General features: G+C 71.4%; 18 protein-coding genes. 11 read left to right on the top strand and 7 right to left on the bottom strand.

Translation table 11 applies throughout. From position 1 onward, the window contains the following. Positions 1-97 precede the first annotated feature (97 nt). The 8 genes from BLV96_RS10030 (at position 98) to BLV96_RS09995 (ending at position 10,589) form a co-directional block, all read left to right on the top strand. Entirely contained in the window at positions 98-1,564 is a 1,467-nt protein-coding gene (locus tag BLV96_RS10030; RefSeq protein WP_086674808.1) for a condensation domain-containing protein, read from the top strand. Positions 1,565-1,614: 50 nt separating this feature from the next. Further along, entirely contained in the window at positions 1,615-2,346 is a 732-nt protein-coding gene (locus BLV96_RS10025; RefSeq protein WP_086674809.1) for a thioesterase II family protein, read from the top strand. Next, entirely contained in the window at positions 2,331-4,037 is a 1,707-nt protein-coding gene (locus tag BLV96_RS10020) for a non-ribosomal peptide synthetase (RefSeq protein ID WP_086674810.1), read from the top strand. Before BLV96_RS10025 ends, BLV96_RS10020 begins: the two co-directional genes overlap by 16 nt. A 67-nt stretch (positions 4,038-4,104) precedes the next feature. Next, positions 4,105-4,983 (top strand): glucose-1-phosphate thymidylyltransferase RfbA, encoded by an 879-nt coding sequence (rfbA, locus tag BLV96_RS10015; RefSeq protein WP_086674811.1) that lies wholly within the window; start codon positions 4,105-4,107, stop codon positions 4,981-4,983. Beyond that, positions 4,983-6,473 (top strand): GMC oxidoreductase, encoded by a 1,491-nt coding sequence (locus BLV96_RS10010; RefSeq protein ID WP_086674812.1) that lies wholly within the window; start codon positions 4,983-4,985, stop codon positions 6,471-6,473. Before rfbA ends, BLV96_RS10010 begins: the two co-directional genes overlap by 1 nt. 218 nt (positions 6,474-6,691) lie before the next feature. Continuing rightward, positions 6,692-9,259: a phosphotransferase gene (locus tag BLV96_RS10005; RefSeq protein ID WP_158104108.1), complete on the top strand. Its 2,568-nt coding sequence runs from the start codon at positions 6,692-6,694 to the stop codon at positions 9,257-9,259. A 14-nt stretch (positions 9,260-9,273) separates the two neighbouring features. Further along, positions 9,274-9,705 (top strand): NUDIX domain-containing protein, encoded by a 432-nt coding sequence (locus BLV96_RS10000; RefSeq protein ID WP_086674826.1) that lies wholly within the window; start codon positions 9,274-9,276, stop codon positions 9,703-9,705. A gap of 2 nt (positions 9,706-9,707) precedes the next feature. Beyond that, positions 9,708-10,589 carry a carbohydrate kinase family protein gene (locus BLV96_RS09995; RefSeq protein WP_244180189.1) on the top strand — a complete coding sequence of 294 codons (882 nt, stop codon included), beginning with the start codon at positions 9,708-9,710 and terminating at the stop codon, positions 10,587-10,589. On the opposite strand, the gene BLV96_RS09990 is transcribed toward BLV96_RS09995, so the two are convergent. Then, positions 10,570-12,135: a radical SAM protein gene (locus BLV96_RS09990; protein WP_086674815.1), complete on the bottom strand. Its 1,566-nt coding sequence runs from the start codon at positions 12,133-12,135 to the stop codon at positions 10,570-10,572. The two genes, BLV96_RS09995 and BLV96_RS09990, sit on opposite strands and share 20 nt — an antisense overlap. Before the next feature lie 434 nt (positions 12,136-12,569). Between BLV96_RS09990 and BLV96_RS50545 the strand changes: the two genes are divergently transcribed. From BLV96_RS50545 to BLV96_RS09980, 3 genes are all read left to right on the top strand, one after another. Further along, positions 12,570-13,133, top strand: coding sequence for a hypothetical protein (locus tag BLV96_RS50545; RefSeq protein WP_244180133.1), 564 nt, complete (start codon positions 12,570-12,572; stop codon positions 13,131-13,133). Continuing rightward, positions 13,094-13,639 (top strand): hypothetical protein, encoded by a 546-nt coding sequence (locus BLV96_RS50540; protein ID WP_244180132.1) that lies wholly within the window; start codon positions 13,094-13,096, stop codon positions 13,637-13,639. The genes BLV96_RS50545 and BLV96_RS50540 overlap by 40 nt, the downstream gene beginning before the upstream one ends. A 125-nt stretch (positions 13,640-13,764) precedes the next feature. Next, positions 13,765-18,387, top strand: a complete 4,623-nt coding sequence (locus tag BLV96_RS09980) for an RHS repeat-associated core domain-containing protein (protein WP_086674816.1) — start codon at positions 13,765-13,767, stop codon at positions 18,385-18,387. A 45-nt stretch (positions 18,388-18,432) separates the two neighbouring features. Here BLV96_RS09980 and BLV96_RS09975 read toward each other — a convergent pair whose 3' ends face one another. Genes BLV96_RS09975 through BLV96_RS09950 form a run of 6 tightly spaced genes read right to left on the bottom strand, consistent with a single transcriptional unit; the run spans position 18,433 to position 24,449 of the window. Then, a complete protein-coding gene (locus BLV96_RS09975; protein ID WP_086674817.1) occupies positions 18,433-20,004 on the bottom strand; it encodes a fused response regulator/phosphatase in 1,572 nt (523 codons plus the stop codon). Further along, positions 20,005-21,750 (bottom strand): ATP-binding response regulator, encoded by a 1,746-nt coding sequence (locus BLV96_RS09970; RefSeq protein WP_086674818.1) that lies wholly within the window; start codon positions 21,748-21,750, stop codon positions 20,005-20,007. Next, complete coding sequence (locus BLV96_RS09965) at positions 21,747-22,781, bottom strand: ATP-binding SpoIIE family protein phosphatase (protein ID WP_086674827.1); 1,035 nt, start codon at positions 22,779-22,781, stop codon at positions 21,747-21,749. The genes BLV96_RS09970 and BLV96_RS09965 overlap by 4 nt, the downstream gene beginning before the upstream one ends. Further along, complete coding sequence (locus tag BLV96_RS09960) at positions 22,778-23,188, bottom strand: ATP-binding protein (RefSeq protein WP_086674819.1); 411 nt, start codon at positions 23,186-23,188, stop codon at positions 22,778-22,780. The genes BLV96_RS09965 and BLV96_RS09960 overlap by 4 nt, the downstream gene beginning before the upstream one ends. Beyond that, positions 23,185-23,592: an STAS domain-containing protein gene (locus BLV96_RS09955; protein WP_086674820.1), complete on the bottom strand. Its 408-nt coding sequence runs from the start codon at positions 23,590-23,592 to the stop codon at positions 23,185-23,187. The genes BLV96_RS09960 and BLV96_RS09955 overlap by 4 nt, the downstream gene beginning before the upstream one ends. Continuing rightward, positions 23,592-24,449 (bottom strand): STAS domain-containing protein, encoded by an 858-nt coding sequence (locus tag BLV96_RS09950; RefSeq protein ID WP_086674821.1) that lies wholly within the window; start codon positions 24,447-24,449, stop codon positions 23,592-23,594. Before BLV96_RS09950 ends, BLV96_RS09955 begins: the two co-directional genes overlap by 1 nt. Positions 24,450-24,565: the final 116 nt, after the last annotated feature.

Below are 24,565 nucleotides of genomic sequence, written 5' to 3'. Positions count from 1 at the left end.
CCCCCGCCGTCGACTCACCCGCGGTCGACCAGGACTCGAACGTTCCCGCTTAACGTGCTCGCGACGTACACCGCCACTGGTTGACAGGGGGAGATCCGTGGGGCAGGACCACACGAAGCAGCCGACACTCTCGTCCGTGCTCGAGGTGGCGTCGTCGTTGCTCGGCGAACCGGTCGCCCCCGGGGACAACCTGTTCGACCTCGGCGCGACCTCGCTCGTCGCGATCAAGCTGGCCAACCGGCTCGCGGTGCGCCACGCCGTCGACCTCCCGCCGGCCCGGGTGCTGCGCGCGCAGACGCCGGCGGCGATCGCGGCGGTCGTCGACGCCCTGCCCGTGCGGGAACCGGCCGGGACCGCCGAAGGCCGGTGGGAGTACGGGCTGCCCCTGAGCCAGTTCATGGCCTACCGGGTCGCGTCGGACGACCCGCGCGACGACGCCCACCTGCTGCGCCGGCTGTACTGGCTGGAGGGCGAGCTCGACACCGGTGCGCTGGCCGGCGCCCTCGACGTCGTCACGTCCTGGCACGACGCGCTGCGCACGCGCATCCTCGCCGGCCCGCGGCCGGTGGTGGACCCGCCCGGCTCGGTGGACCCGGTGTGCACCGTCGAGCGCGGCACGGCCGCGGACGCCCGCCGGTTCCTGCGCCGCGATTTCGACCTGGCGACCGAGATCCCGATCCGGGCCCGGCTCACCGAGCTCGGCGACCGCCGCTTCCTGCTCGCGATCTCGGTGCACCACACCGCCTACGACGGCTGGTCGGAGCAGATCCTGCTGCGGGACCTCGCCACCGCCTACACCGCGCTGGCCGCCGGGGAGCCGCCCGCCGAGCGACAGCCGACCTCCTACCACCGCGCCATCGCCGTCCAGGAAAGCCGGCAGGCCGCCGGGCTCCGCGCGGCCCGGCACTACTGGCGCGATCAGCTGGCCGGCGCCACGGCCCTGCCGTTGGGCGCCGCCCGCGGCGGGGTCGGTCCCGGGTGCACCGTCCCGGCGACCCTGCCCGGCGGCCGGAGCGCCACCGCCGCGGAACTGCTGGCCGCGTACGCCGGCGCGCTGCACGACGTCACCGGCGCTCGGGACGTCCTGGTCAACGTGCCGGTGGCCGGGCGCTCGGTGCCCGAGGTCGAGAACGTCATCGGCTGTTTCCCGTGGGCGGCGGCCGTGCGGTTCCCGGACGCCGGCGCGCCGGCCGGCGAGCTGGTCGAGACCGCGGCGGAGCGGCTGCGGGCCGTCCTCGCGTCCCCGCCGATGCCGATCGGCGCCTTCTACCGGCCGCCGGCCGACGTGCCGCGGTCTCCGTTGCTGCAGGCCACTTTCGAGTTCCACGTCTACGCGGTGGCGACGCTCGACCTCCCCGGCGTGCGCTGCACGGGTCGGGAACGGCTGAGCTCGGCGGAAACGTGGCACGACGTCGCGCTGGAGGTCTGGCCGGAGCCCGAGGCCCACGCCGAGCTCCGGTACCGCACGGACGTGCTGAGCGACGGCGAGGCCCGGCGGCTCGCCACGGCGTGGACCAGCCGGCTGCAGCTGCGCGACGTCGGTGTCGGCGCGGCCGCGCACTGAGCCGGCGACGGCGTCCGTCCCGTTCCGGAACCGACAGGGGAGAGGTTCACATGCCCGGTGCGAGCATCGCGCGCTGGACGCGGCCGGCGCAGCCGCGGGCCCGGCTGGTCTGCCTGCCGTGGGCGGGTGGCGGGGCCGGGCCGTTCCGCGAGTGGCGGAACCTCGTGCCCCCGGACACCGAACTGCTGGCCGTGCGCTGGCCCGGCCGCGAAAGCCGGCTCGACGACCCTCCGCACGCCGGACTCGCCGCGGCGGTGTCGGGTCTCGCGGACGACCTGCACCCCCTGCCCGGGCTGCCGACCGTCCTCTTCGGACACTGCTCGGGCGGTCTGCTCGCCTTCGAGCTCGTCCGCGAGCTGCGGCGGCGCGGCGGGGCACTGCCCGGCCGGCTCGTGGTCGCCTCCTGCGAAGCGCCCGGGCGGCTGACCGAACCCCGCCCGATCGGCGACGTTCGTACCGAGCTCGCCGCAAACGGCGTCACCGATCCGCGGATCCTGGGCGATCCGGACCTGCTCGCCGTGCTCGCGCCGCCGGTGCTCGCCGACCTCGCGCTCAGCCGGTCCTACGTGTACGAAAGCGAGCCGCCGCTACCGGTGCCGGTCACCGTCGTGGCCACCGAGGAGGACCTGGCGGCCACGCCGGCGCGGTGGACGGACTGGCAGCGCGAGACGACGCGGCCGCTGCGGCTGGCCGGCGTCCGCGCGCGGCAGCTCTTCCCGAACGGGGCCTGGTCCGAGCTGGTCGGCGTGGTGTCCGAGGAGCTCCCGTGCCCGCGACGGTGATCGAGCAGATCGCGGACCGCGCGAAGGAGGCGCCCGGCGCGCTCGCGCTGGACTGCCGGGGCACCCGGGTGAGCTACGGCGAACTCGTGGCCCGGGTCGACGCGCTCGCCGCGACGCTCGAGGTGGCCCCGGGCGGGCGCGTCGCGGTGTGCGCACCCCGCGGCATCGACGCGCTGATCGGGATCCTGGCCGTGCTGCGGGCCGGCGGCGCCTTCGTCCCGATCGACGTCACCCTGCCCGCGGCCCGGATCGCGCACCAGGTCGAAGACTCCGGCGCCGTCGCCGTGCTGGCGGCCACCGGTCGTGCACCGGTGGCCGGGGTGCCGGTACTGCCGCTCGAGGCCGCGGCCTCCGCCGGGCCGCTGCCCGCTTTTCCCGGTCCGGGCGACCTGGCGTACGTCCTGTACACCTCGGGCTCGACCGGGAAACCCAAAGGTGTCGAGGTCGAGCACGCCGGGCTCACCAACTACGTCGGCTGGGCCGCGCGCACGCTTCCCCGCGCGGCGGCCGGGAGCGTCCTGCATTCGCCGCTGTCGTTCGACTTCTCCTACACCAGCCTGTTCGTCCCGCTCGTCCGAGGTGAGTCGATCACCCTGCTGCCGGAAGGCGCCGGGCCCGACGAGCTGCTGTCCGCGATGGAGCGTCCGCACGGCTTCGTCCGGCTCACGCCGACGCACCTGCGCCTCCTGCTGCCCGAGGCAGCAGGACGGCGGCTGCGCGGTGCCGCCTACGTCATCGGCGGGGAAGCCCTCCCGCCCGATCTCCTGCGGTCCTGGGCCGTGGTCGCGCCGGATGCCCTGCTGTACAACCACTACGGCCCGACCGAGGGTGTGGTCGGCCGCTGCGTGTTCGCGATCGACGCGGCCCGGGCGCGGTGCTGGCCGGACACGCCGGTGCCGATCGGCACACCGATCGACGGCACTGAAATCCGGTTGCTCGACGCGGCCGGCGCATCGGTCCCGGACGGCGCCACCGGCGAGATCTGGCTGGGCGGCACCGGCATCGCCCGCGGTTACCTCGGCCGTCCCGACCTGACCGCCGAGCGCTTCACCGACGGCGGTTACCGCACCGGAGACGCCGGACGCCGGCTGCCGTCGGGCGATTTCGTGTTCGCCGGCCGGCTCGACGACCAGGTCAAGATCCGCGGCTACCGGGTCGAGCCCGCCGAGGTCGAGATCGCACTGGCCGGGCACCCGGCCGTGGCCCAGGCCGTCGTGACGGCCGAGACCGACCCGGCCGGCGACGTCCGTCTCGTCGCGACGGTTGTCCCGGCCGGCCCCCCACCGCCGGCGGCCGAGCTCCGCGCGTACCTCGCCGGCACGCTGCCGCCGTACTGCGTGCCCGCCGTGCTCCGCACCGCCACCGCGCTGCCGGTCAACCGCCGCGGCAAGCTCGACCGCCGGGCGCTCGCCGTGCCGGCGTTCGAAGGGACGCCGGGTGACCGGCTGGCGGGGATCTGGCGGTTCCTGCTGGAGCTGGACGAAGTCACCGAGGACGACAACTTCTTCGACCTCGGCGGCACGTCGTTGCTCGCGGTCCGGGTCGCGGAGCTGGCCGCCGGCGCGGGGATTCCGCTCACGCCCACGGCGGTGCTGCGGCACCAGACGCTCGGCGCGCTGACGGCGCTGGTCAGCCGGCGAGCGAGTGCACCACCGACCGCTCAAGGACGCCTGGACTCGGACGGGGTTTGAGTCATCTTCCACGGGCCGCTGGCACAGTGTGCCCGCCGTGGATCCGTGCACCAGGTTTGGAGAGACCGTGAAAGGCATCATCCTCGCCGGCGGGACCGGCTCGAGACTGCACCCGATCACCCAGGCGACGTCGAAACAGCTGCTTCCCGTGTACGACAAGCCGATGATCTACTACCCGCTCTCGGTGCTGATGCTCGCGGGCATCACCGAAATCCTGCTGATTTCGACGCCCGAGGACCTGCCCAGCTTCCGCCGGCTGCTCGGCGCCGGGGAGCAGTTCGGGCTGAACATCGAATACGCGCTCCAGTACCAGCCGAACGGCCTCGCCGAGGCGTTCGTCATCGGCCGCCGCTTCGTCGGTGATTCCCCGGTCGCGCTGATCCTGGGCGACAACCTGTTCCACGGCCCGGGCTTCTCCGGCGTGCTGGAGCAGGCCAAGTCCGATTTGGACGGTTGCGTCCTGTTCGGCTACCGGGTGAAGGACGCGCACCGCTACGGCGTGGCCGAGGTCGACGCGGCGGGCAACCTGCTTTCCCTGGAGGAGAAGCCGGCCCGGCCCCGGTCGGATCGGGCGGTCACCGGACTGTACTTCTACGACAACGACGTGCTCGACATCGCCGCCTCGTTGAAGCCGTCCGCGCGCGGTGAGCTGGAGATCACCGACGTCAACCGCCGGTACCTGCAGCAGCACCGCGCGCGGATGGTCGACCTCGGCCGGGGTTTCGCCTGGCTGGACACCGGCACCCACGACTCGCTGCTGGAGGCCGGTCAGTTCGTGCGCGTGATCGAGGACCGCACGGGTGTCCGCATCGCCTGCGTCGAGGAGATCGCCTTGCGCATGGGTTACATCGACGCCGCCCACTGCCACGCGCTGGGGGAGAAGCTCGCGAAGTCGAGCTACGGCGAATACGTGATGAGCGTGGCCGAATCGATGGCCACGGCCTGATGACCGTGACTCCTGACGTCGACGTCCTCATCGTGGGCAGTGGCCCGGCGGGCGCGACCTACGCGCGGACGATCGGCGACGCGGTGCCGGGTGCCCGGATCCTGATGGCCGAGGCCGGTCCGCGGCTGCCGGGACGGCGTGGCGAGCACACGCACAACCTGTCGCGCGCCGACCGGCGGGCCGCGGAGCTGCTCACCCAGGGGCCGGACGCCGGGATCGAACGCGCGACGGCGCCCGCCGACCCGTCGGTGGACTTCCGGCAGGTCGTGCTGCCCGGCCTGTTCTTCGTGGACCCCCGGCCCGTGCTCGCCGACGGTGAGGTGGGGCTGCCGGCCGCCAGCATGGCGAGCGGTGTCGGCGGGATGGGAGTCCACTGGGCCGGGGGCTGCCCGCGCCCGCGGCAGTCCGAGCGCGTCCCCTTCCTCGCGGCCGGCGAGCTCGACGCCGCGCTCGACCACGCGGAAGCCCTGCTCGGCGTGACGGTTTTCGGCAGCGACCAGGGCGTCGCCGGTGCGCTGCGCAAGAGGATGGCAGAGGAGTTCGAGGGGCCGGGCCTGCCGCCGGTGGGCTTCATGCCGATCGCCGCCCGGTGGGACGGCGCCGAGCTGCGCTTCTCGGGCACCGGTGCGATCCTCGGCGACCTCGAGGAGACCGCACCCGGCTTCGAGCTGCGCGCCGAGACGCTGGTACGCCGGGTCGTCGTCGAGGACGGTGTCGCGACCGGCGCCGAACTCGAGGACCGGCGCACGGGCGAGGTGTCGGTGGTCCGGGCCAGACGTGTCGTCGTCTGCGCCGACGGTCTGCGCACCCCGCAGGTCCTGTTCGCCTCGGGCGTGCGCCCGCCCGCGCTGGGCCGTTACCTCAACGACCACCTGCAGATGGTGTCCTTCGTCCGCCTCGACGACGCGTTCGTCGGCGACGAGGCGGCCGGCATCGAAGGCCTCGGTTACGTCCTGATGCCGTTCTCCGACGCCCGGCCCATCCAGGGCGGCGTGATGTCGATCGCGAACTCGCCGTACGGGTTCGGCACCCGCGGCCGCATCGACGACCGCCTCGGCGTCGTCACCTGGTATGGCGCCAAGGACCTACAGCGCGGTGACGCCGTCGAGTTCAGCGAAACCGAGACCGATCACTACGGCATGCCGCGCATGTCCATCCGCTACTCGCACACCGCCCGCGACCTCGAAACGATCGAGGCCTTGCGCGGCCTGTCCCACCGGAGCGCGGAGCTGGTCGGCGCCCTCGCCGAAGAGCCCGCCCTGGCGGCCGGCGGCGCGTCGTTGCACTACCAGGGCACCGTCCGCATGGGAGCGACCGACGACGGGCGCTCGGTCTGCGACCCCGACCTGGAGGTCTGGGGAGTGCGAAACCTGTACGTCGGCGGCAATGGCGTCATCCCGACCGCGACCGCGTCGAACCCCACGCTCACCACGGTCGCGCTGGCGTGGCGGGCCGCAACCCGGATAGCGGCCGAACTCGGGCGGCGGTGAGTTCCTCCGCCGGCGGTTGCGAATCCCGTCGCGAATCCCGTGGCGGTACCGCGGTTCGCAAATTACTCACTGGGTTTCTCATCTGCCACGCCTAGCGTTTGTTCGCATAGGAAGGATCGGAAGGTTCTGCGCTATGTCTCGAATGGGTATCGGCCCGGGGTAGGCGTATTGTGGAGCTACGCGCGGTGATCTCTGGGCGTGATCACGGGAGGTCAATGGTGGACCTTAGATTCGAACGGCCGGAACACAAGGCCGAACTCGACAACGTCCTGGGTCCCGGCATCATCGAAGAACTCCTGATCAAGTCTTTCCCCGGGCGGACAGCTCTGCACATCCGTCAGTTGACGCCTGGCCTGTCCGGGGCCGCCGTGCTCCAGGTTCGCCCGGAGAAAGACGACGCCCAGCACCCGTGTGTGGCGAAGGTGGGCCACAGCCGCGACATCCGCGGCGAGTACGAACGCTGGCAGCAGTTCGTCCAACCCTATCTGAGCCACGGCCAGATGCCGGATGTCATGTCACCCCCGGTCGAGGCCGAGAACGGTTACGCGGCCCTGGTCTACAAGTTCTACGCCGCGAACACGCTGACCGAGAAGTTACGTGGTCAAGCGAATGGGAAGAACAGCGGTGCGATAGCCGCGACGCTGGAACAGCTCTTCCGAATACTGCAGATTTGGCACCGAAGCAAACGAGCGACCTATCTGGACCTGATCACGGAGGAGTACCCCCTGTCGCTCGAGGCTCTCGACCAGTTCGAGCTGACGTGCCGGCGGTTCGACCTCGATCCCGGGGGGCACGTCCGAGCCATCTGGACGGAGCCGGCGGAGACCCTGCGTCAGGCGCGAGCCCACCTGGAGGCGACGAGTCACGGCGACCTGCACGCGAACAACGTCCTCGTCGGCCCGGGGGACGAGCTCGGCATCATCGACTTCCTCTACACCGGAAAGCACCACTTCCTCCGCGACTACTCGACCTTCGAGGCCGACCTCGTCCTCCGGGTCCTCTGTCCGGAAGAACTGCCCGGAGACGCGCTGAGCGAGTTGTGGGACTCGCTCGTCCCGTTCTACGCGTCACCGTTCGCCGAACGGGCCGATGACCTGCCCTACACCGAAGGGCCGCACCAGGTCATCCGCAACGCGGTCCGGACCCTGCGGGCCGCGGTCTGGCGCCGGGCGGAGCGCGACGTAGACGAGATCCCCGGGTACTACCTCGGCCTTGTCCGGCGCATGCTCAGGATGAGCAGCCGGGCGGACGGTGATCTCACCGAGGGGCAACGTCGCCTGGGCTGCCGGATCGTCCTGACGCTGGCGACCACGCTCTCCGAGCTGACCGGTGACTCGCAGTCGGAGGGGGAGTCAACCGAGGTGGCCGCCCTGGCGGCCGGCGTGGCGGCAGATCGTCAGGAGCGTTCGATCCTCGATCTGGAGTCGGAGGCCGAAGTCGCGTCCGGTCGGCTGTCCGTGCTGTGGCAGCCACCCGGCCCGAGCTCGGCGGAGATCGGACTGACCGACATCGCCAGCGAGTTGCGTCAACTGCTGCCCCGGCACCGGCGATCCCTGTCCGTCACGTTCGATCGGCTGATCGACGCCTACCCGGATCCGGTCGGCGAGGAGGAACTGTACCGGGTGGCGCTGAAGGACTTGTCCAAACCACTGATCGAGGAGATCAACCAGCGGCTCGTGAAGCTGCACACCAACCGGTTGCCGGAGTTTCGCGTCATCCAGGTGGTGACGCCGGACCAGCGGCCGGCTTGGCGGATCTCCGCGCTCGACATCACGACGCTGCTGTCGCGCACGCCGCACGACATCTCGATCATGGAGCCGGTGTTGCGCGCCGCGTGGAGTCTGTACGACGCGGGTTCGTACACCGAATCCCTCGACCTGTTCCTCCGCGTGGCCGGCGAGATCAGCGACGGGTCGCTGCACCTCACCAGGTCCGAGCTCGCGGTGTTCTTCTACTACTTCTCCAAATGCCTGCTCAAGCTGAACATGTACTCCGCACTGGTCAGCTGTGTCGAAGGGCCGTACCGGGCCTTTTCCGACGCGCTGTGCCCGCAGTTGGAGACCGAACGGCTGCAGATCGCCGGCGTGCTCTACCGTCAGCAGGGCGTGCTGACCGCCGCACAGGCATGCCTTGACTCGGCGGTGGAGAAGTTGCGGCTGGCCGCGGAGTCGGCGTCGTCGCCGCTGGCCTGGCGTTCGCTCGCCGATGCCTGTGTGCTCAGCGCACACCCGCGGCTGGACGCCGCCGTTCAGTCCGGCGGGCACCTGGCGGGTGAGATCATGCTTCGCGATGCGGAGTCGATGCACAAACAGGCCAGAGAGGCGTTCGAACGCTACTGGTCGGAAACCGGGCAGCCGACGCACTACGAAGGTCGGCTGGCCGGTACCGATGCGTATCTCACGGTGGCCAGGTCCGTCGTCGATCACGCCGGGCTGGAGCAAGCGGACTGGCGCCACGCGACGGCGCAGGCACGGCGCGGGTTCGAACCCGAATCGGAGCGCAAACCCGTGGGGATCGTCTCGGGGAAGGCGGCGTTCGCGGCGGTCAAGCTCGCCTGGGCTCGGTGGGAGCTGGCCCGCGACCGGTCGGCGACGTCGGCGGCCCAGGCACACCTGACCGAAGCCGCCGAGGTGTTGCAGACGGTTTTCCAGCAGCCCCACAACAAGGTCGAGCTCGGCCGTCGCTTCGAGTACCGTAAACTGATCGCTCTACGGCGGTCCGTGGAACGGCTTCAGGAGGATCTCGGGGCTGACGTGGATCCGGATGCCTTGACGCCCATCATCTGAGCAGGAGACCTGACGTGGTGAATTCGAGCCCAGGGCTCTACCTGGCCGGCGCGTTCGCGTTTCTGTTCTACAACCGTCGCTTCCTCGTTCTGGAGGAGCGTCCCGAGAAGAAGAAGTACGACCTCGATCTGCCCGGCGGAACCCTGGAACCCAGTGAGGATCCGGTCGCCGGGCTGCGCCGGGAGGTCCGCGAGGAGACGGGCCTGGAGATAGCGGAGGCCTTTCCGCTGTGCTACCTGAAATATGATCAGCATGAGAGCGGGCGTTCGATCCTGGTGGGCTTCTACATCGGCACCGCCAGTTCGAGCGACGTCACCATCTCGAAAGAGCACGTCGGCTACCGATGGATCACGCGCGAGGAGTTCGAAAACTCGCCGATGACCGTTTCGCTGGACAAGAAATATGTCGTGGAACTGCTGGACGCTTATCCAGCCGTGACCACGTGAAGATGAAGCTGGTCGTGCTGGGCGACGTATTCCTCGAACTGTCCACGGTCGTGTCCGCCGCGTTCACCGAATTGTCCGACGATCTGCTCACCCACGGCAACGTCGCCGTGGCTGTCGGCGGCTCGGCCGCGAACCTCGCCATCGCGGCGACCGAGCACTTCGCCGACGTGTGCCTCGCCGGGTGTGTGGGCGACGACGACCTCGGCGACCTGCTCAGCGGACGCCTCGCCTCGTCGCCGGTGCGTGCGCTCCTCCGACGGAAGGCGGGCCTGCCGTCGGGTCTGGCGATCTACCTCCGGGACCGCGCGACGGCGCACGCCAAGGGCACGCGGCTGCTCGTGGTGGCCGATCCTTCCGCTCTGTCCGCGTTCGACTCGGCCGACGCGGCCGCCCTGCGCGAGGAGGTCAAGGAGGCCGACTTCCTGGCGGTGGACGGATACTCGCTCATCGCGGAGCCACGGCGTGGGGCCACCCTGGAGCTCATGGACGCCGCTCGCGAGGACGGTGTCGCCGTCGTCTACGACGTGGTGCCGCACGACGGGTACCGCACGCGCCGGCCGGCCGATCTTCTCGAGGAGACGGCGAGGGCCGATGTGGTTGTCATCGAAGCCCGCACGCTCAACGCCTACGCCGGTCTTCCGTGGACGCACGAGGCCGGCTTCGCCGATGCCGAGACAGCCGTGCTCAATGCACGGAGGCTGCTGCCGCGCCACCACGTCTTCCTCCGGTTCGGTATCGGCAACGCGGATGAGACCTTTCTGCTTGCGCCGGACGGATCGCTGAAGCACTACCACACCGGGTACTCGGAAACGGAGGAACCTCGCGGTTTCGGCGACCGGCTGCTCGCCGCCGAACTGTCCTCATTCACCCAAGCCCAGAAATAATCGAGGGAACATCGAGCGCCTGAAACCGGAAGAACGCTGCCTCGGGGTCCGCGGTCAGCGCGCTGTCGATTCCTTCCAGCATTTGGTTCACGGACCGGTCGATGCAGTCCCCGCACGCCCGGGGGAACTGCTGCACCATGTTCCGCATCCGGCTCGACATCCAGACCTCGTCCAGTCCCCGTTCCTGATCGAGGATGTCGAACACCGTGCGCCCGTCGTCGAGCGAAGACGACAGGTAACCCTCGCCCCGGTACCTGCCGCAAGGCACGAGCGCGGGCGCGGCGGGATCTGCTCCCGTCTCGACGAGCGCGCGGTGCGTACAGGCGCGGCAGGTCGTGAAGTGTTGCGCTGGGACATAACCTGTGTCGGTCAGCGGCCGCGTCGGGAAGAACACCTGGAAGTTCTCGTCGACGAGCTCGTCGAGCACCCGATGCCGCTGTTCGGCGTAAGAGTCGTTCTGGCGTTCGGAGAAGGACACCGAATGGCCGGCCCCGAGCACCACGCGGAACGACAGGTGGTCGGCGCCCGCCGAACGTGCGCGTTCGGCCGTCCGGAAGACCTCGCCGACGCTCAGTGGATGGATCATCGAAGTGGCGCCGATCATCATCGCCGGCCGCGGCAGATCGCGGTAGCGGACGCGGCGTTGCCGGTCAGCGTAAGCGATCTGGTTCAGGATCCGCGAAAGACCGAAGCGTCCGGCGTTCGTGCCGTGCAGCAGCGACCGCGTCTCATCGGTGCCCGCGTTGAGGCTCACCCGCAGGTATGTTCCCGACTCGACGAGCACGTCGACGATCTCCGGTGAGAGCAGGTCTCCGGCGGTCAGGACCGCGGTACGAAGCGAGTGGGCCGCGCAGGTCTCGACCGCACGAGGAAAATACGGGTGGGTCAACGGATCGCCGCCGCCGTCGAACCTGACCAGTTTCACGCCCATCCGCGTCGCGGACGAGATGACCCGGTCGATCGCGCTCGGGCGCATCTGCCGGGTCGAACGTGTTGCCGTGCGGTACGAGGCGGAGAAGCAGAACGTGCACGCGGACGTGCAGGCCATGCTGATGTCGAGATCCAGCTGAACCGGTCGTCGTATCCCGTGGACCGCGAGGGCGCGGCTGGCGTCGACGAGGTCGGCCAGGCGGCCGGGCACGATCTCGCCGCCGTGCCCCCGGATGATCCGGTGTTCGCCGACGCGGGGCAGCCACGCGACCAGCCGGTTCCACCGCCCGAACGCGTCGTTGTCGTCGCCGCCGACGAATCGACCGGGACCGACCACCGCGCAGCCGACGAGCGAGCCGGGATTGTCAGCGTCTACGGAGACCACGATGCCGACGTCATCGACGCTGACGGGGAAGTGGCGGGCGTTCCAGACCTGCGGCGGGGCGAAGGTCGAGCCGCCGGGCGCGAGAGACCGGGCGATGTCGGCCGACAGCGCGGCGCGGACGTGCGGATCCTGCGTTCCTTCACCGAGTCCGCGGGCATCATCGACCGCGGCGGCGATGTCCTCCGGCCGCGGAAGCCGGGGCGTCACTCCCTGACCACCGCCGACTCGCATGACATTCAATCTACCCCGGCAGAACGACGGCGACAGCGTACGAGTTCATGATGTCCACTTTCAGGGCGAAGTTGACATCCGGAATTTCGGTGTCGCTGATGAGAACGTGCCCCGCCGGCCTTTTCAACCGTGTTGCGGTGTCAGCGGGCAGCCGAGTTGTTTCGTTCGGTGTAATCGCGACGACGTCCTTACGCCGGCCGTGGATCGGCGATGCGCCGCGTTCGCCGTCGCCGCGTTCTACGTCGTGGTCAACCTCGTCACGGCCGTCTTCCTAACTTACTTCGCCACGGACCTGGCACTCGGGCGCTCGCCGACGGGGGCACTCCGTCAGAGCACGGGCGGTACCGGGTCACCCGGTGAACGCCCGGCCGTTTGCGGTCGGTCGAGCCGGGAACCCCGGGAGTTCTCTCTCGGAGATCGAGGAAGGGTTCGGCATGACCGCCGAGTGTGCGCCGGAGGCCCTGGTGGTGGGCCTGCTGACCGATGACGGGTTGCCCGGGCAGCTCGCCGGCAGAATCGCGGACGGCCTGCCAGCCCGCCTGGTCCGCGACCTCGGTGCGGAGACGGCCTGGCGGGTCGAACACGAGACGCAGTCCCTTCCGCTGGACGCGGAGGGTGACATCCCCATGCTGGCTTTGGCGGCGGAACGCCGGTCCGAACACAGCTGGGACCTGCTGGTGCTGATCACCGACCTCCCGCGGCGGGCAGGCACGGTCCCGATCGTGTCCGACTACAACGCCGGCCACGGCGTCGCGATGGTGTCGTTGCCCGCGCTCGGGGCCCTGCGGCTGCGCGCCCGGGTGACCCGGCTGATCGTCCACCTGTTCCGGCACCTGGTGGCGCGGCGCGCGGCGAAGGAGGCTGATCCGCCGCGGGGATCCTCGACCGGCTGCGGGAGCTGGCGGCGCCGACACGGCACATCCGCGGCCGCGGCGTGGCCGACGAGCACCTGGCTCTGGTGGGTGTGCGCGGCCGCCTGCGGCTGCTCGCCGGGATGATCCGGGACAACCGCCCGTGGCGGCTGGTGCCCAACCTCGCCGGGGCCAGGCGGCTGGCCGGGATCACGGTGCTGGCCATCGTGGTCATGGCGGGCTGGCTGATGGTGCACAACCACCTGTGGGACTCGCCTTCGGGGCACCTCGACCGGCGGAAAGCCCTGCTGTACAACGTCTCGACCGCGCTGACGCTGTCGATCGGTGTGGCCTGCATGTACGCCATCCTGTTCGCGCTGGCGTCGATCGTCCTGGTCGAAGGCACGTACTTCGGGCAGGTCCTCGGTCATCCGGCCGGGCCGGCTTCGTACCTCAAGCTGGTGTGGCTCGCGACCTCGGTGGGCATCGTCGCCGGGGCGATGGGCTCGAGCCTCGAAGACGAGGAACGCGTCCGCCGGGCGACCTACAGCCGGCGTGAGCGTGAGCGGCAGCAGCGCAACCTCGATCACCGAGTGTGCCCGCCGGTGCCCGGTCCGCGATCGCCCCGGGAAGCCTCGGGCAAGGATCGGTGATCGGAAAGGCAGGCCGGTCGAGGGCCCGGTGCCGCGGCCGCGGGCGTTGGTAGCCTGAATTGATCCAGCCCCCGGTCCGGGCCGGCCGGAGAGCGGTTTTCTGCGACGAGGATGGTTCCCACCACATGAGCAACCCGCTGGTCGCGCCGACCCAGGACTCCACGAAGGCGTACTCGGGGATCTCCCTGCTGGAGACGGCCAACGACCTCAAGTCCGCGATCGAAAGCGGCGACTGGGCGTCGGTGGCGATGGGCGCGGTCGGCACCGCGCTGGACGCCCTGTCGATGGCGATGGACCCCTTCGGCGCGATCCTCGCCGCCGGCGTGGGCTGGCTGATCGAGCACGTCGGTCCGTTGAAGGAAGCGCTGAACGGCCTCACCGGCAACGCCGACGAGATCGCCGCCCAGTCCGAAACCTGGAAGAACGTCGCGGGCGAGCTGCAGAGCGTCGGCACCGACCTCGGTGACCTGGTCAAAGCCGACCTCCAGGCGTGGACCGGACCGGCGGCCGACGCCTACCGGCAGCGCACGCAGGACACCGTCACGCTCCTCGAGACGGCGCAGAAGGGCTGCGAAGGGGCTTCCAACGGCGTGAAGACGGCCGGTGAGGTCGTCGCCGCGGTGCGCGCGCTGGTGCGCGACATCATCGCGGAACTGGTCGGGCACCTGATCAGCTGGGCGTTGCAGGTGGTCTTCACCCTCGGCATCGGCCTGACCTGGGTGGTCCCGCAGGTCGTCGCGGCGGTGGCCAAGACGGCGTCCAAGATCGCCGACATCACCACCCGCCTCGTCAAAGCCCTCAAGGCGCTCATGCCGCTGCTGAAGCGGGCCGGCGACCTGTTCGGCGACGCGGCGAAGGCGCTGAAGAACATCAAGCCCGGCAAGGTCTCCGCGCCGCCGAAGGGCCCGAAGATCGACGGCACGCCGAAGGCGCCCGAGCCCAAGCCCAAGGGCGGCGGGGACGGCACCACCACGTCCGGCGCGCACGGGAACCCGCCTGGGAACGGCGGTCCGCCACCCAAGGGCGACGGCACCACGCCCGCCGGGACGGGCCCGCACGGCGACCCCCCGCCCGCCGGCTCCGGGGGCGCTCCCGGCGGCGGCAGCCGCGGCGGTCCCGACGGCTCGTCCGGGGGCGGCGGTCCGCGGCCGTCGTCCGCCAAACCGGAGAACCCGCGCGACACCGCGCCCACGCCCGACAACCGCGTCTGCAAGGACGACCCCGTCGACATCGCCAGCGGCGAAGTGATCCTGGAGCAGCGCGACCTCGCCCTCGGCTCGCTCGTGCTGACGCGCACCCACGTGTCGACCTACCGGGCGGGCCACTGGTTCGGCCCGTCCTGGTCGTCCACTGTGGACCAGCGGCTCGAGGTCGACGACGAGCACGTCTGCTACTTCTCGCCCGTCGGCTCGATCCTCGTCTACCCCCGCGGCGACGGCGAACAGCTGCCGCTGGAGGGCGCCCGCTGGCCGCTCACCCGCGACGGCGACACCTTCACCCTCGTCACCGACGACGAGGTGCTGGAGTTCTCCGGCTCCGGGCCGGTGGTGCCGCTGCGCGCCTTCGAGGGCGAGCAGCGCGTCGAGGTCTTCTACGACGACTTCGGCGCGCCGGCCCTGCTGCGCCGCGAGGACGGCGTCCGGGTCGCGCTGCGGACGAGCCGCGGCCGGGTGACCGAGCTCGTCGTCCTGGGCGAGGGCCTGCCGGACGTCACGGTGCTGAAGTACGACCACGACGCCCGCGGTCACCTGAGCGCGGTGACCAACTCCTCCGGGCAGGCGCAGCGGTTCGGGTACGACGAGGCCGGGCGCCTCGAGGCGTGGGAGGACCGCAACGGCGTCCACTACGGGTACACCTACGACGACCGGGGCCGGTGCGTCCGCACCACCGGCGACGGCGGGTTCCTCGACGGTGCGTTCGCCTACGGTGACCACGTCACGCGCCACACCGACTCGCTGGGGCACGTCACCGAGTTCCACCTCAACGACGCGCGCCAGGTCGTCCGGGAAGTCGACCCGGCCGGCGGCGTGACCCTCTCCGAGTGGGACCGCTACGACCGCCTCCTCTCCCGCACCGACCCGCTCGGCCGCACCACCCGCTACGGCTACGACGAAGGCGGTGCCCTGAGCGAGGTGCACCGCGCGGACGGTTCCGTGGTGCGGCTCGAAGACGGGCCCGCCGCGATCGCCGTCCAGGACGGGGACACCACGTGGCGTCGCCGGTACGAAGACGACGCGCCGGACCCGCGCACCGCGCCGGTGGGGGTCGCCACGCCGATTTCGTTCGGCGGCGAGGAGCCGCCGGCACCCGAAGGCGTGGAGCCCGACCAGTTCGGCCGGCCGCGGGTGCTGCCGCGGGCGGACGGCGCGGTCGCGCTCGGCTGGACCGTCGAAGGCCGCCGGGCCGTCCGGGTCGGGCCCCGGCAGGAGCGTGCGACCTGGCGCTACGACGGGGAAGGCAACGAGATCGAGCACGTCGACGAGCTCGGCCGCGTCACCCGCCGCGAGTACGGGCCGTTCGACGTGCTCACGGCGATCGTCGAGCCGTCCGGCGCGCGCACGGTGTACGGCTACGACACCGAACTGCGGCTGACCTCGGTGACCAACCCCCAGGGCCGCACCTGGACCTACCGCTACGACGAGCTGGGCCGCCTGCGGGCGCAGACCGACTTCGCCGGGCGCACCCGCTCCTACGCCTACGACGCGGCCGGGCAGCTCGTCCGCGCCACGGACCCGGCGGGGCAGGTGACCACCTACCACCACGACGTCCTCGGCAACCTCGTCGAGGTGCGCGCACCGGAACGCACCACCACCTACGCCTACGACCCGGTGGGGCACCTGGTGCGCGCCGCGAACGGCGAGTCCACCGTGGAGTTCGAGCGGGACGCCTTCGGCCGCGTCGTGCGCGAGACCGTCGACGGGCGCAGCGTCACCTTCGAGTACGACGAATCGGGCTACCTCCACCGCCGCACGCCGGGCGGCGCCGAGAGCACCTGGTTCTTCGACGACCTCGACCGGCCGGTCGGGCTGCTCGCCGGTGCGCACGCGCTCGCGTACCGCCACGACACCGCGTCCCGCGTGATCGGCCGCCAAGCCGGACCCGCCCGGCTCGAGCAGACCTTCGGGGGGAACGGCGAGCTGGTCACCCAGACCGTCACCGCCGGGGACGTCCCGGTGCAGCGGCGGACGTTCGGTCATCGGGCCGACGGCGCGCTCGCCTCGCTGCGCGACGACGTCACCGGCGCCACCTCGCTGACCCGGGACGCCGCCGGGCGGGTCGTCGGGGTCACCTCGGCGACCGGCCGGGAGGAGTACCGCTACGACCTCGCGGGCACCTTGGTCCCCCCGGTGGGTTTCCCGGTCACCGAGGACGAGCACGGACGGCGGACCACCCACGGCGCGGTGCGCTTCACGTGGTCCGGTGACCGCCTCACGACGGCGGCCACCGCGGACGGCACGGTGTGGCGCTACCACTACGACCCGCTCGGCCGCCGCATCGGCAAGAGCCGCCACGGCGCCGACGGCACCACCGCGACCACGATCTACACCTGGGACGGCACCACGCTCATCGAGGAGGCGGCACCCGGCCGGATCGTGACGTGGGACCACCTGCCCGGCACCGTCACCCCGGTCGTCCAGCGCGAGCGGGACGACCGGGGCACGCGGACGCGCACGTTCGTCACCGACGCCGTCGGCACGCCGACCGACCTGCTCGACGAACGGGGTGCCCTGGTGTGGACCAGCCGCCGCACCGCGCACGGCGGCGAGCGGACGGCCGCGCCGACGCCGCTGCGCTTCCCCGGTCAGTACGCCGACGCGGAAACGGGCCTGCACTACAACGTCTTCCGCTACTACGACCCGGTGACGGCGCGCTACCTGAGCCAGGACCCGCTGGGTCTCGAACCGGGACCGGACCCGTACGCCTACGTGCCCGATCCGTACGCGGAGTTCGACGCGCTGGGCCTGATGAACTGCTCGACCACCTCCCAGTCCACGGGCGGGGGCGGCGCCCCGCAGACCCCGAAGGGCGGGCACGACGCCGGCAACACGGGTGGCAGCGCGGACAAGCCCACGCCGCCGCCGGTGCCGCCGCGGAGCTCGAAGCCGAAGCTCGGGCCGAACGGCAAGCCGATCGTGCCGCCCAAACCGGGCGCGAAGCCGGGCAACACGGCGCCGGCGAGCAGCAAGCCGGCCCCGCCGCCGGTGCCGCCGAGGGACACGAAACCGAAGATCGACACCCCCGCGCAGCCGAAGCCGGACGCGCCCGGCCCGTCGCAGCCGAAACCGGAGCCGGGCGGCGCGCCGGGCACCGCGGGCAACCCGGGGCCGAAGCCGCCGGCGGGCAAGACGGACTTCCACCAGCCGGGCCCGGGAGCGCCGAGCAAGCTGCAGGGGGAGTACACGTTCAAGCCGGAGCCGCAGAAGATCAGCGGCAGCCAGTACGGCGACGTGACCCCGATGCAGGAGCACGTGTTCCAGGGCGTGATCGACAGCAAGATCGCGAAGTGGAAGCAGGACGGCCTGATGGACACGCCGGTGGACATCAAGGTCTACTACCCGCCGGGCTCCAACCAGCTCAAGCTCGCCGGCGACGGCCACCACTCCTTCGCCGCGGCGATGGAGAGCGGGCGCCCGATCAACCTCCAGCTGTGGAAGCAGCCCGGTGGCGGCCTGGCCAACCCGCAGACCAGCTGGACGAACACCACGGCGCTGCCGGGGGTGCCCAAACCGGGGCAGTGGCAGAAGTAGCGACCTCGGCTGCTCCTGCCGCCTGCCGGGGTGGACTCTTGACCTTCAGGCTTCGCGTCTGAAGGTCAAGAGCGCGATGTCGTCGCTGGCGTCGCGGCCGAACCGGTCGAGCAGGTCGTCGCACAGCGCTTCCAGCTCGGCGTCGTGCGACACCGATCCGGCGAGCGCCGCCATGGCCGCGTCGATGTCGGTTCCGGAGCGCTCGATCAGCCCGTCGGTGATCAGGAGCACCAGCGTCCCGGCGGGGAGGTCGATCTTCGTCGCCTCGGGGCGGCGGAGTCCCACACCCAGCAGCGGTCCGTGGACGTCGAGGTAGCGGGCTCCGGACGCGTCGGCCAGCAACGGCGGGAGGTGGCCGGCGCAGGCGACTTCCGCGGTGCCGGCCGCCGGGTCCACGAGCATCAGGCACGCGGTGGTGAGGCCCTGCGGGTGGAACCGGCTCACCACGACGTCGAGGCGGTCCAGGATCGCCACCAGCCCGTGGCCTTCGACCGCGTACGCGCGCAGCGCGTGCCGTACTTCGCCCATCACCAACGCGGCTTCCAGCGAGTGGCCGGAGACGTCGCCCACCGCGATGAGCAAGCGTCCGTCCAATTCGGTCACTTCGTAGAAGTCGCCGCCGATCTCGGCGTGCCGGGAGGCCGGGAGGTAGCGGGCCGCCATGGGCAGCTGCCGGTTCACCGGCAGCCGGCGCGGCAGGAAACTGCGCTGCAGGGAGACCGCCAGCTCGTGCTCGCGGGTCAGATTGCGCAGGGCGTCCGCGGCCAGCGCGCTGACCTGCCCGAGCTGGATCAGCACGCCGTGGTCGTGCTCGGTGGCCGCCACGGCGTCGTCGACCGCGATGCCCACGACGACCGCGCCGGACCCGGCCCGGGCCAGGACCACGGTCGAGGAACGGCCGGGGCGCCAGCTCAGGTCCCGGCCGCGGATGACGGCGGTGCGGTGGCCCGGCGGGAGCACCGACGCGGCCAGCTCGTCGAACGCGGCCGCCGGCTCGTGGCCGGCCGTCCGGTCCGCGTCCGTCTCGGAACCCGCGATCTGGATGCGGCCCTGCGGGGTCGTGACGACGGCGGTCGCGGGGGCGTCGAAGATGGCGGCCGCGCCGGTCGCCACGGCGGCGACGAAGCCGTGGAGGGTCGTCGCGGAGTTGACGGTCAGCGTGGCTTCGGTGAGCTTGGTGAGCCGGCGCGCCAGCAGCTCGGCGACGGCCCGGGCCCGGGAGTAGCGCAGGGCCGATTCGACCACCGCCACCAGTTCGTCCTGGTCGACCGGTTCGACGAGGTAGCCGTCGGCGCCGCGGTTGAGCCCGTGGGTCCGGTCGTCGGGTTCGACAGCGGTGGCGGACATGTGGATCACCGGCACGACCGCGGTCAGCGGGTCGGCCTTGATCCGCTCGCAGACCTCCATCCCGCTGATGTCGGGGAGGTTGACGTCGAGCAGGACGAGGTCCGGCCGGTCACTCGCGACCGTGGCGAGCGCCGACTCACCGGTCGCGGCCTCGAGAACGCGGTAACCGTTGCGGCGCAACCAGCTTCCCGCCAGGTAACGGCTGGCCTCGGTGTCGTCGACGACCAGGATGGTCGCCGCCGGGACGACGCCGCTCGCCGGGTTCGACATTCACGCCCTCCGCACTACGGCGATCGCTTCTCCGACCGCGAGCTTGACGGTTTCGGCGGAGAGCTGCGACTTGAGCAGCAATCCCGCGCGCAACCCGGAAGCGGTCAGGTCCAAGCCGTCGGGGACGGCCGAGGTGACCACGACGACGGGCAGGCCGGCCAGCTCGGGCTTCGCGCGCAGGACGGCGAGAACCTCGCGGCCGTTCATGTCACCCATGGCCAGGTCGAGGAACACGAGGTCCGGCCGGGCCCCGGACAGCGCCTGCAGCGCGTCCCGGCCGTCGGACGCCGTGCGGACGTCGGGGACGAGGTCGGCGATCAGGCGGGTGAACTCGGCGCGGAAGGCCGGGTCGTCGTCGACCACCAGCGCGCTGCCGAGCGCGGTGAGGTCGCCGCCGTGGGGCCGCGCAGGCAGCCGCAGCTCGACGGTGGTGCCGCGGCCCTCTTCACTGGTCAGCGTGAGGTCACCGCCGAGGATTTCCGCCAGCTTCCGGGCGTAGGACAGCCCGAGGCCGGTGCCGGACGTCCGCGCCTGCAGCTTGTTGCGGACCTGGTGGAACTCCTCGAAGACCCGGTCGAGCTGGTCGGCGGGGATGCCGATTCCGGTGTCGGTGACGGTGAAGCGGACGAACTCGCCCTCGACGCCGACCGCCAGCCCGACCCGCCCCCGTTCGGTGAACTTGAGGCTGTTGGACAGCAGGTTGCGCAGGATGCGCACCAGCATCGTCTCGTCGGTGACCAGGCTGTCGACCTCGGCTTCGCCCATGTCGAGCTCGACGCCGGCCGGAACCGTGGACCGCAGCACCCCGCGCAGGTGGAGCAGGACCGCGCGGACGTCCAGCGGGGCCGGGTGCGGCACCAGCCGGCCCGATTCGGCCTTCGCCGTGTCGAGCAGCTCGTTGATCAGGGCGAGCAGGGTGCCGGCGGAGTCGTTGACCAGCCGGACCTGGCGGCGCTGCTCGTCGGAGAGGGGGTCGGCGCCGTCCGCGCCCAGCATCCGGGCGAGCCCGACGATCGAGTTCACCGGGGTGCGCAGCTCGTGGCTGATGTTCGACCAGAAGCGGGTCTTGGCTTCGTTGACGGCGGCCAGCTGCGTCGTCTTCTCGTTGATTTCGGCGTACAGCGCCACGACACCGCGGTTGGTCTCTTCGAGTTCTTCGGAGAGTTCCTTGTAGAGCGCGAGGACGCCCTGGTTGGTCTCTTCGAGCTCCTCGTTGAGCCGGATGAGTTCCTGCTCCTTGCGTTCGCTGTCGCCGAGGGCGGCGAGCAGCTCCTGGTTCTGCGCGCGCAGCTCGTCGAGGGGGCTGCTCGCGTGGCCGGGAGCGAGCCGGGAACGCAGGGTTTCGACGGACACCGTCATCGGTGGCGAGCCCGGCGGCATCACTTTGGTCATGGTGATCGAGGTGCGCCCGGCTTCGTGGGTGGTGCCGACCTCGTCCATCAAACGGGTCGTGGTGTCGCGGCTGACGTCGAGCACCTCGGCGGCGGGCGCTCCCCGCCAGGTGAACTCGATCGACAGGCCGGCGGTCGCCGTCGGGGTCAGCGCAAAGGTGACCGACGCGCCCGTCGCGGCCCGGACGAGGTCCCGGCCGACGTCGCTGAGCGCGGTGGCCACGCGGACCTGGTCCTGGGGATTCAGTCCGATGGCCTTCGCGGCTTCGCGGCCGTACTGCCGCATGGCGAACACGGCGGGCTCGTCGGACAGCGTCATCCGCAGCAGCGGGTCGACGCCGGGCCGGGGGGTCATGGCCGCGGTTTGCCGACGAGGACGCCGGCGTCGTCGTTGCGGACCCCGGCGTCGCGCAGCACCGCGGCGGCGATGACGAGCGGGCTGCTGCCGAACAGGGCGTTCCACTGGTCGGGCTGCCACTTCTCGGTCAGTCCGTCGCTGTGCAGCACCACCGCCGCGCCGGCCGGGAGCGCGTGGTCGAACGCCCGGATGGTCCGGGCCTGGAACCCGGCGATCCCGGGCACGGAGATCATGCCCTTCTTCTGCCCGCCGGCCACGACCGCGGCGGCGATGTTGCCCAGGCCGGCGAAGCGGACGCGGCCTTCGCCCGGGGAGAGGTCCGCGACGGCGACGGCGCCACCCCGGCTGCCGCGCAGCGCCGCGTGGATCGCGGTGACGACCCGTTCGGGCGGCTCGTCGGCGGGGCGTTCGCAGAAGACGCGCACCGCTTCGCGGGAGGCACTGGCGGCCAGCGGGCCGTGTCCGGAGCCGTCGCACATCATCAGCCGCATGCGGCCGTTCGCCCGCATGACGGCGTAGGCGTCACCGCAGACCTCTTCGCTGGTGATCGGCCTGGTGAGCCCGGCCGCGTCGTCGTCGGCGAGTTCGGCCGCAGCGGTCTTGGTGGCGTGGAACCGGGCGGTGACGATCGTGCCGCGGCCGGGTTCGGAAAACGCGGTCATCGCGTTCGAGAGCCGGCGCACCGCGCCGAGCCCGACCCCGAGCGTGCCGGCGGTCGAGCGGCCGTCCTCGAACGCCGAGGCGACGTCGGCGATACCGGGACCGCGGTCGACGGCGACGACTTCGACGGCCGCCTGGGTGGTCCCGCGGACCGACCGGATGACCAGCGTGCCCTGCTCGGCGTGGCGGTCGAGGTTCGTGGCGAGCTCGGTGACCACGATGCCGACTTCGGCGATCCGGTTCTCCGGGAAACCCAGCCGGTCGGCGAGGCCGGTGGCGACGCGGCGCGCCCGGCCGGCGGCGGTGGGGTCGTCGACGCCGACCCAGGTGACGTCCTCGATGACCGGCAGGCAGTGCGTCGCGGTCATCTCGACCACTTGACCACGGTGACGTCGGTGCCCCGGCCCACCTCGGTGGCCAGCTCGAACTCGTCCACCAGCCGGCGTGCCCCGCTGAGGCCGAGACCCAGTCCCTTGCCGCTGCTCCAGCCGTCGGCCAGGGCGAGGTCGGTGTCGGGAATGCCGGGGCCGTCGTCGTGGAACACCGCTTTGACGCCCGTGCGGCGGCCGTCTTCGACCAGTTCGAGGCGGGCGAGGCCGCCCAGGCCGTAGACCAGCGTGTTGCGGGCGAGTTCGCTGGTCGCCGTCACCAGCTTGGTCTGGTCGACGAGGGAGAGCTTGACCCGCAGGGCGAGGGACCGGACGGCCTGGCGGACACGGACGACGTCGGAGTCCGTGACGATGGGGATCTCTTCCACCACGCCGGCCGAGGTCATCTGCGCGCCAGACCGGGGACACCGTTCGCGCCCGGCGTGCCCCTCCTGGTGGCCGTGAGCCCCTCGAGGATCTCCATGCCGCGCTCCAGGTTCAGCGCCGTGCGCACGTCGCCGAGCGTCAGGCCCAGCTCGACCAGCGTGATCGCGACCGCGGGCCGCATGCCGACCACGACGGTGTCCGCGTCGAACAGCCGCGACAGCGAGGCGATCGTCGCGAACATCCGGCCGATGAAGGAGTCGACGATCTCGACGGCCGAAATGTCGATCACCACGCCGGACGCGCCGGTCGCGCTGATCTTCTCCGCGAGGTCCTCCTGCAGCGCGAGGACGCTGTGGTCCTCCAGGTCGACCTGGATGGACACCAGCAGGACGTCACCGATCTTGAGGATCGGGATCCGCTCCATCAGACGGGCCTCTTTTCGCCCTGCACCAGCTCGACGCCCTCGTACCGGAGGGCGTGCCGCAGGGCGTCGGCCAGCGTGGCCTTGGTCGTGATGTCGCCGAACTCGATGCCGAGGGCGACGATCGTCTGCGCGATCTGCGGGCGGATGCCCGAGATGGTGCACTCCGCGCCCATCAGCCGCGCCGCGACCACGGTCTTGAGCAGGTGCTGCGCCACCTGGGTGTCGACGGCGAGGACGCCGGTGATGTCGATGATCGCGTGCTGGGAGCTGGTCTCGACCAGCGCTTCCAGCAGCTTCTCCATCACGACCTGGGTCCGGGCCGAGTCGAGCGTGCCGACCAGGGGGACGGCGAGCACGCCTTCCCAGATCTTGACCACCGGGGTCGTCAGCTCGAGCAGCTGCTCGGACTGCTCCTTGATGATCTCCTCGCGAGCGGCCGCGTAGGTCTCGAACGTCCACAGCCCCAAGGCGTCCAGCAGCCCGGAGAAGGTCAGCAGCTCCCGGAAGAGGGCGGCGTCGTCGTTGCCTTCGGTGAGCTCGGTGACCGCCTGCTTCAGCGCGAACACGCTCGAGGCCGTCTCGGCGGGGCTGAAGCCCTGTCGCGCCCGGTTCCGGGACAGGTCGGCCAGCAGGGCCTTGATCTCGCCGTGCCCGCCGGTGTCGAGGCCGGCGGCGGAGCCGGCCGCGATCGGCAGCAACGTGCTGAACAGCTCACCCAGGTCGCGCTGCAGCTCCGGCGTCGTCATGCGGCCGCGCAGACCGGCGCCCGCCAGCTCGACCCAGCGGTCGATCAGGCTGTCGGCGTGTGTGCGCAGCAGCTCCGACAGTCCGTGCGCCCCCTCGTGACCGGCAGTCATCCAGAGCCTCCTCGCCTTCCCGGTACGTCCGCGAACCTTAGCCTGGCCGCGGGGGTCGTCCGGTCGCGCGGTCCTCGATCGACCGCGTTCGCCGCGCCCCGTAATCTGGGGCCGAC

This window comes from Amycolatopsis pretoriensis (assembly GCF_900107925.1).
Taxonomy (GTDB): domain Bacteria; phylum Actinomycetota; class Actinomycetes; order Mycobacteriales; family Pseudonocardiaceae; genus Amycolatopsis; species Amycolatopsis pretoriensis.
This window is presented reverse-complemented; position numbering and strand designations above follow the sequence as displayed.

Excerpts from the sequence above, each read along its gene's own strand:
- BLV96_RS10025 (WP_086674809.1), top strand. The coding sequence starts at position 1,615 with ATGCCCGGTGCGAGCATCGCGCGCTGGACGCGGCCGGCGCAGCCGCGG.
- BLV96_RS10010 (WP_086674812.1), top strand. The coding sequence starts at position 4,983 with ATGACCGTGACTCCTGACGTCGACGTCCTCATCGTGGGCAGTGGCCCG.
- BLV96_RS09995 (WP_244180189.1), top strand. The coding sequence starts at position 9,708 with ATGAAGCTGGTCGTGCTGGGCGACGTATTCCTCGAACTGTCCACGGTC.
- BLV96_RS09990 (WP_086674815.1), bottom strand. The coding sequence starts at position 12,135 with ATGCGAGTCGGCGGTGGTCAGGGAGTGACGCCCCGGCTTCCGCGGCCG.
- BLV96_RS50545 (WP_244180133.1), top strand. The coding sequence starts at position 12,570 with ATGACCGCCGAGTGTGCGCCGGAGGCCCTGGTGGTGGGCCTGCTGACC.
- BLV96_RS09980 (WP_086674816.1), top strand. The coding sequence starts at position 13,765 with ATGAGCAACCCGCTGGTCGCGCCGACCCAGGACTCCACGAAGGCGTAC.
- BLV96_RS09975 (WP_086674817.1), bottom strand. The coding sequence starts at position 20,004 with ATGTCGAACCCGGCGAGCGGCGTCGTCCCGGCGGCGACCATCCTGGTC.
- BLV96_RS09970 (WP_086674818.1), bottom strand. The coding sequence starts at position 21,750 with ATGACCCCCCGGCCCGGCGTCGACCCGCTGCTGCGGATGACGCTGTCC.
- BLV96_RS09965 (WP_086674827.1), bottom strand. The coding sequence starts at position 22,781 with ATGACCGCGACGCACTGCCTGCCGGTCATCGAGGACGTCACCTGGGTC.
- BLV96_RS09960 (WP_086674819.1), bottom strand. The coding sequence starts at position 23,188 with ATGACCTCGGCCGGCGTGGTGGAAGAGATCCCCATCGTCACGGACTCC.
- BLV96_RS09955 (WP_086674820.1), bottom strand. The coding sequence starts at position 23,592 with ATGGAGCGGATCCCGATCCTCAAGATCGGTGACGTCCTGCTGGTGTCC.
- BLV96_RS09950 (WP_086674821.1), bottom strand. The coding sequence starts at position 24,449 with ATGACTGCCGGTCACGAGGGGGCGCACGGACTGTCGGAGCTGCTGCGC.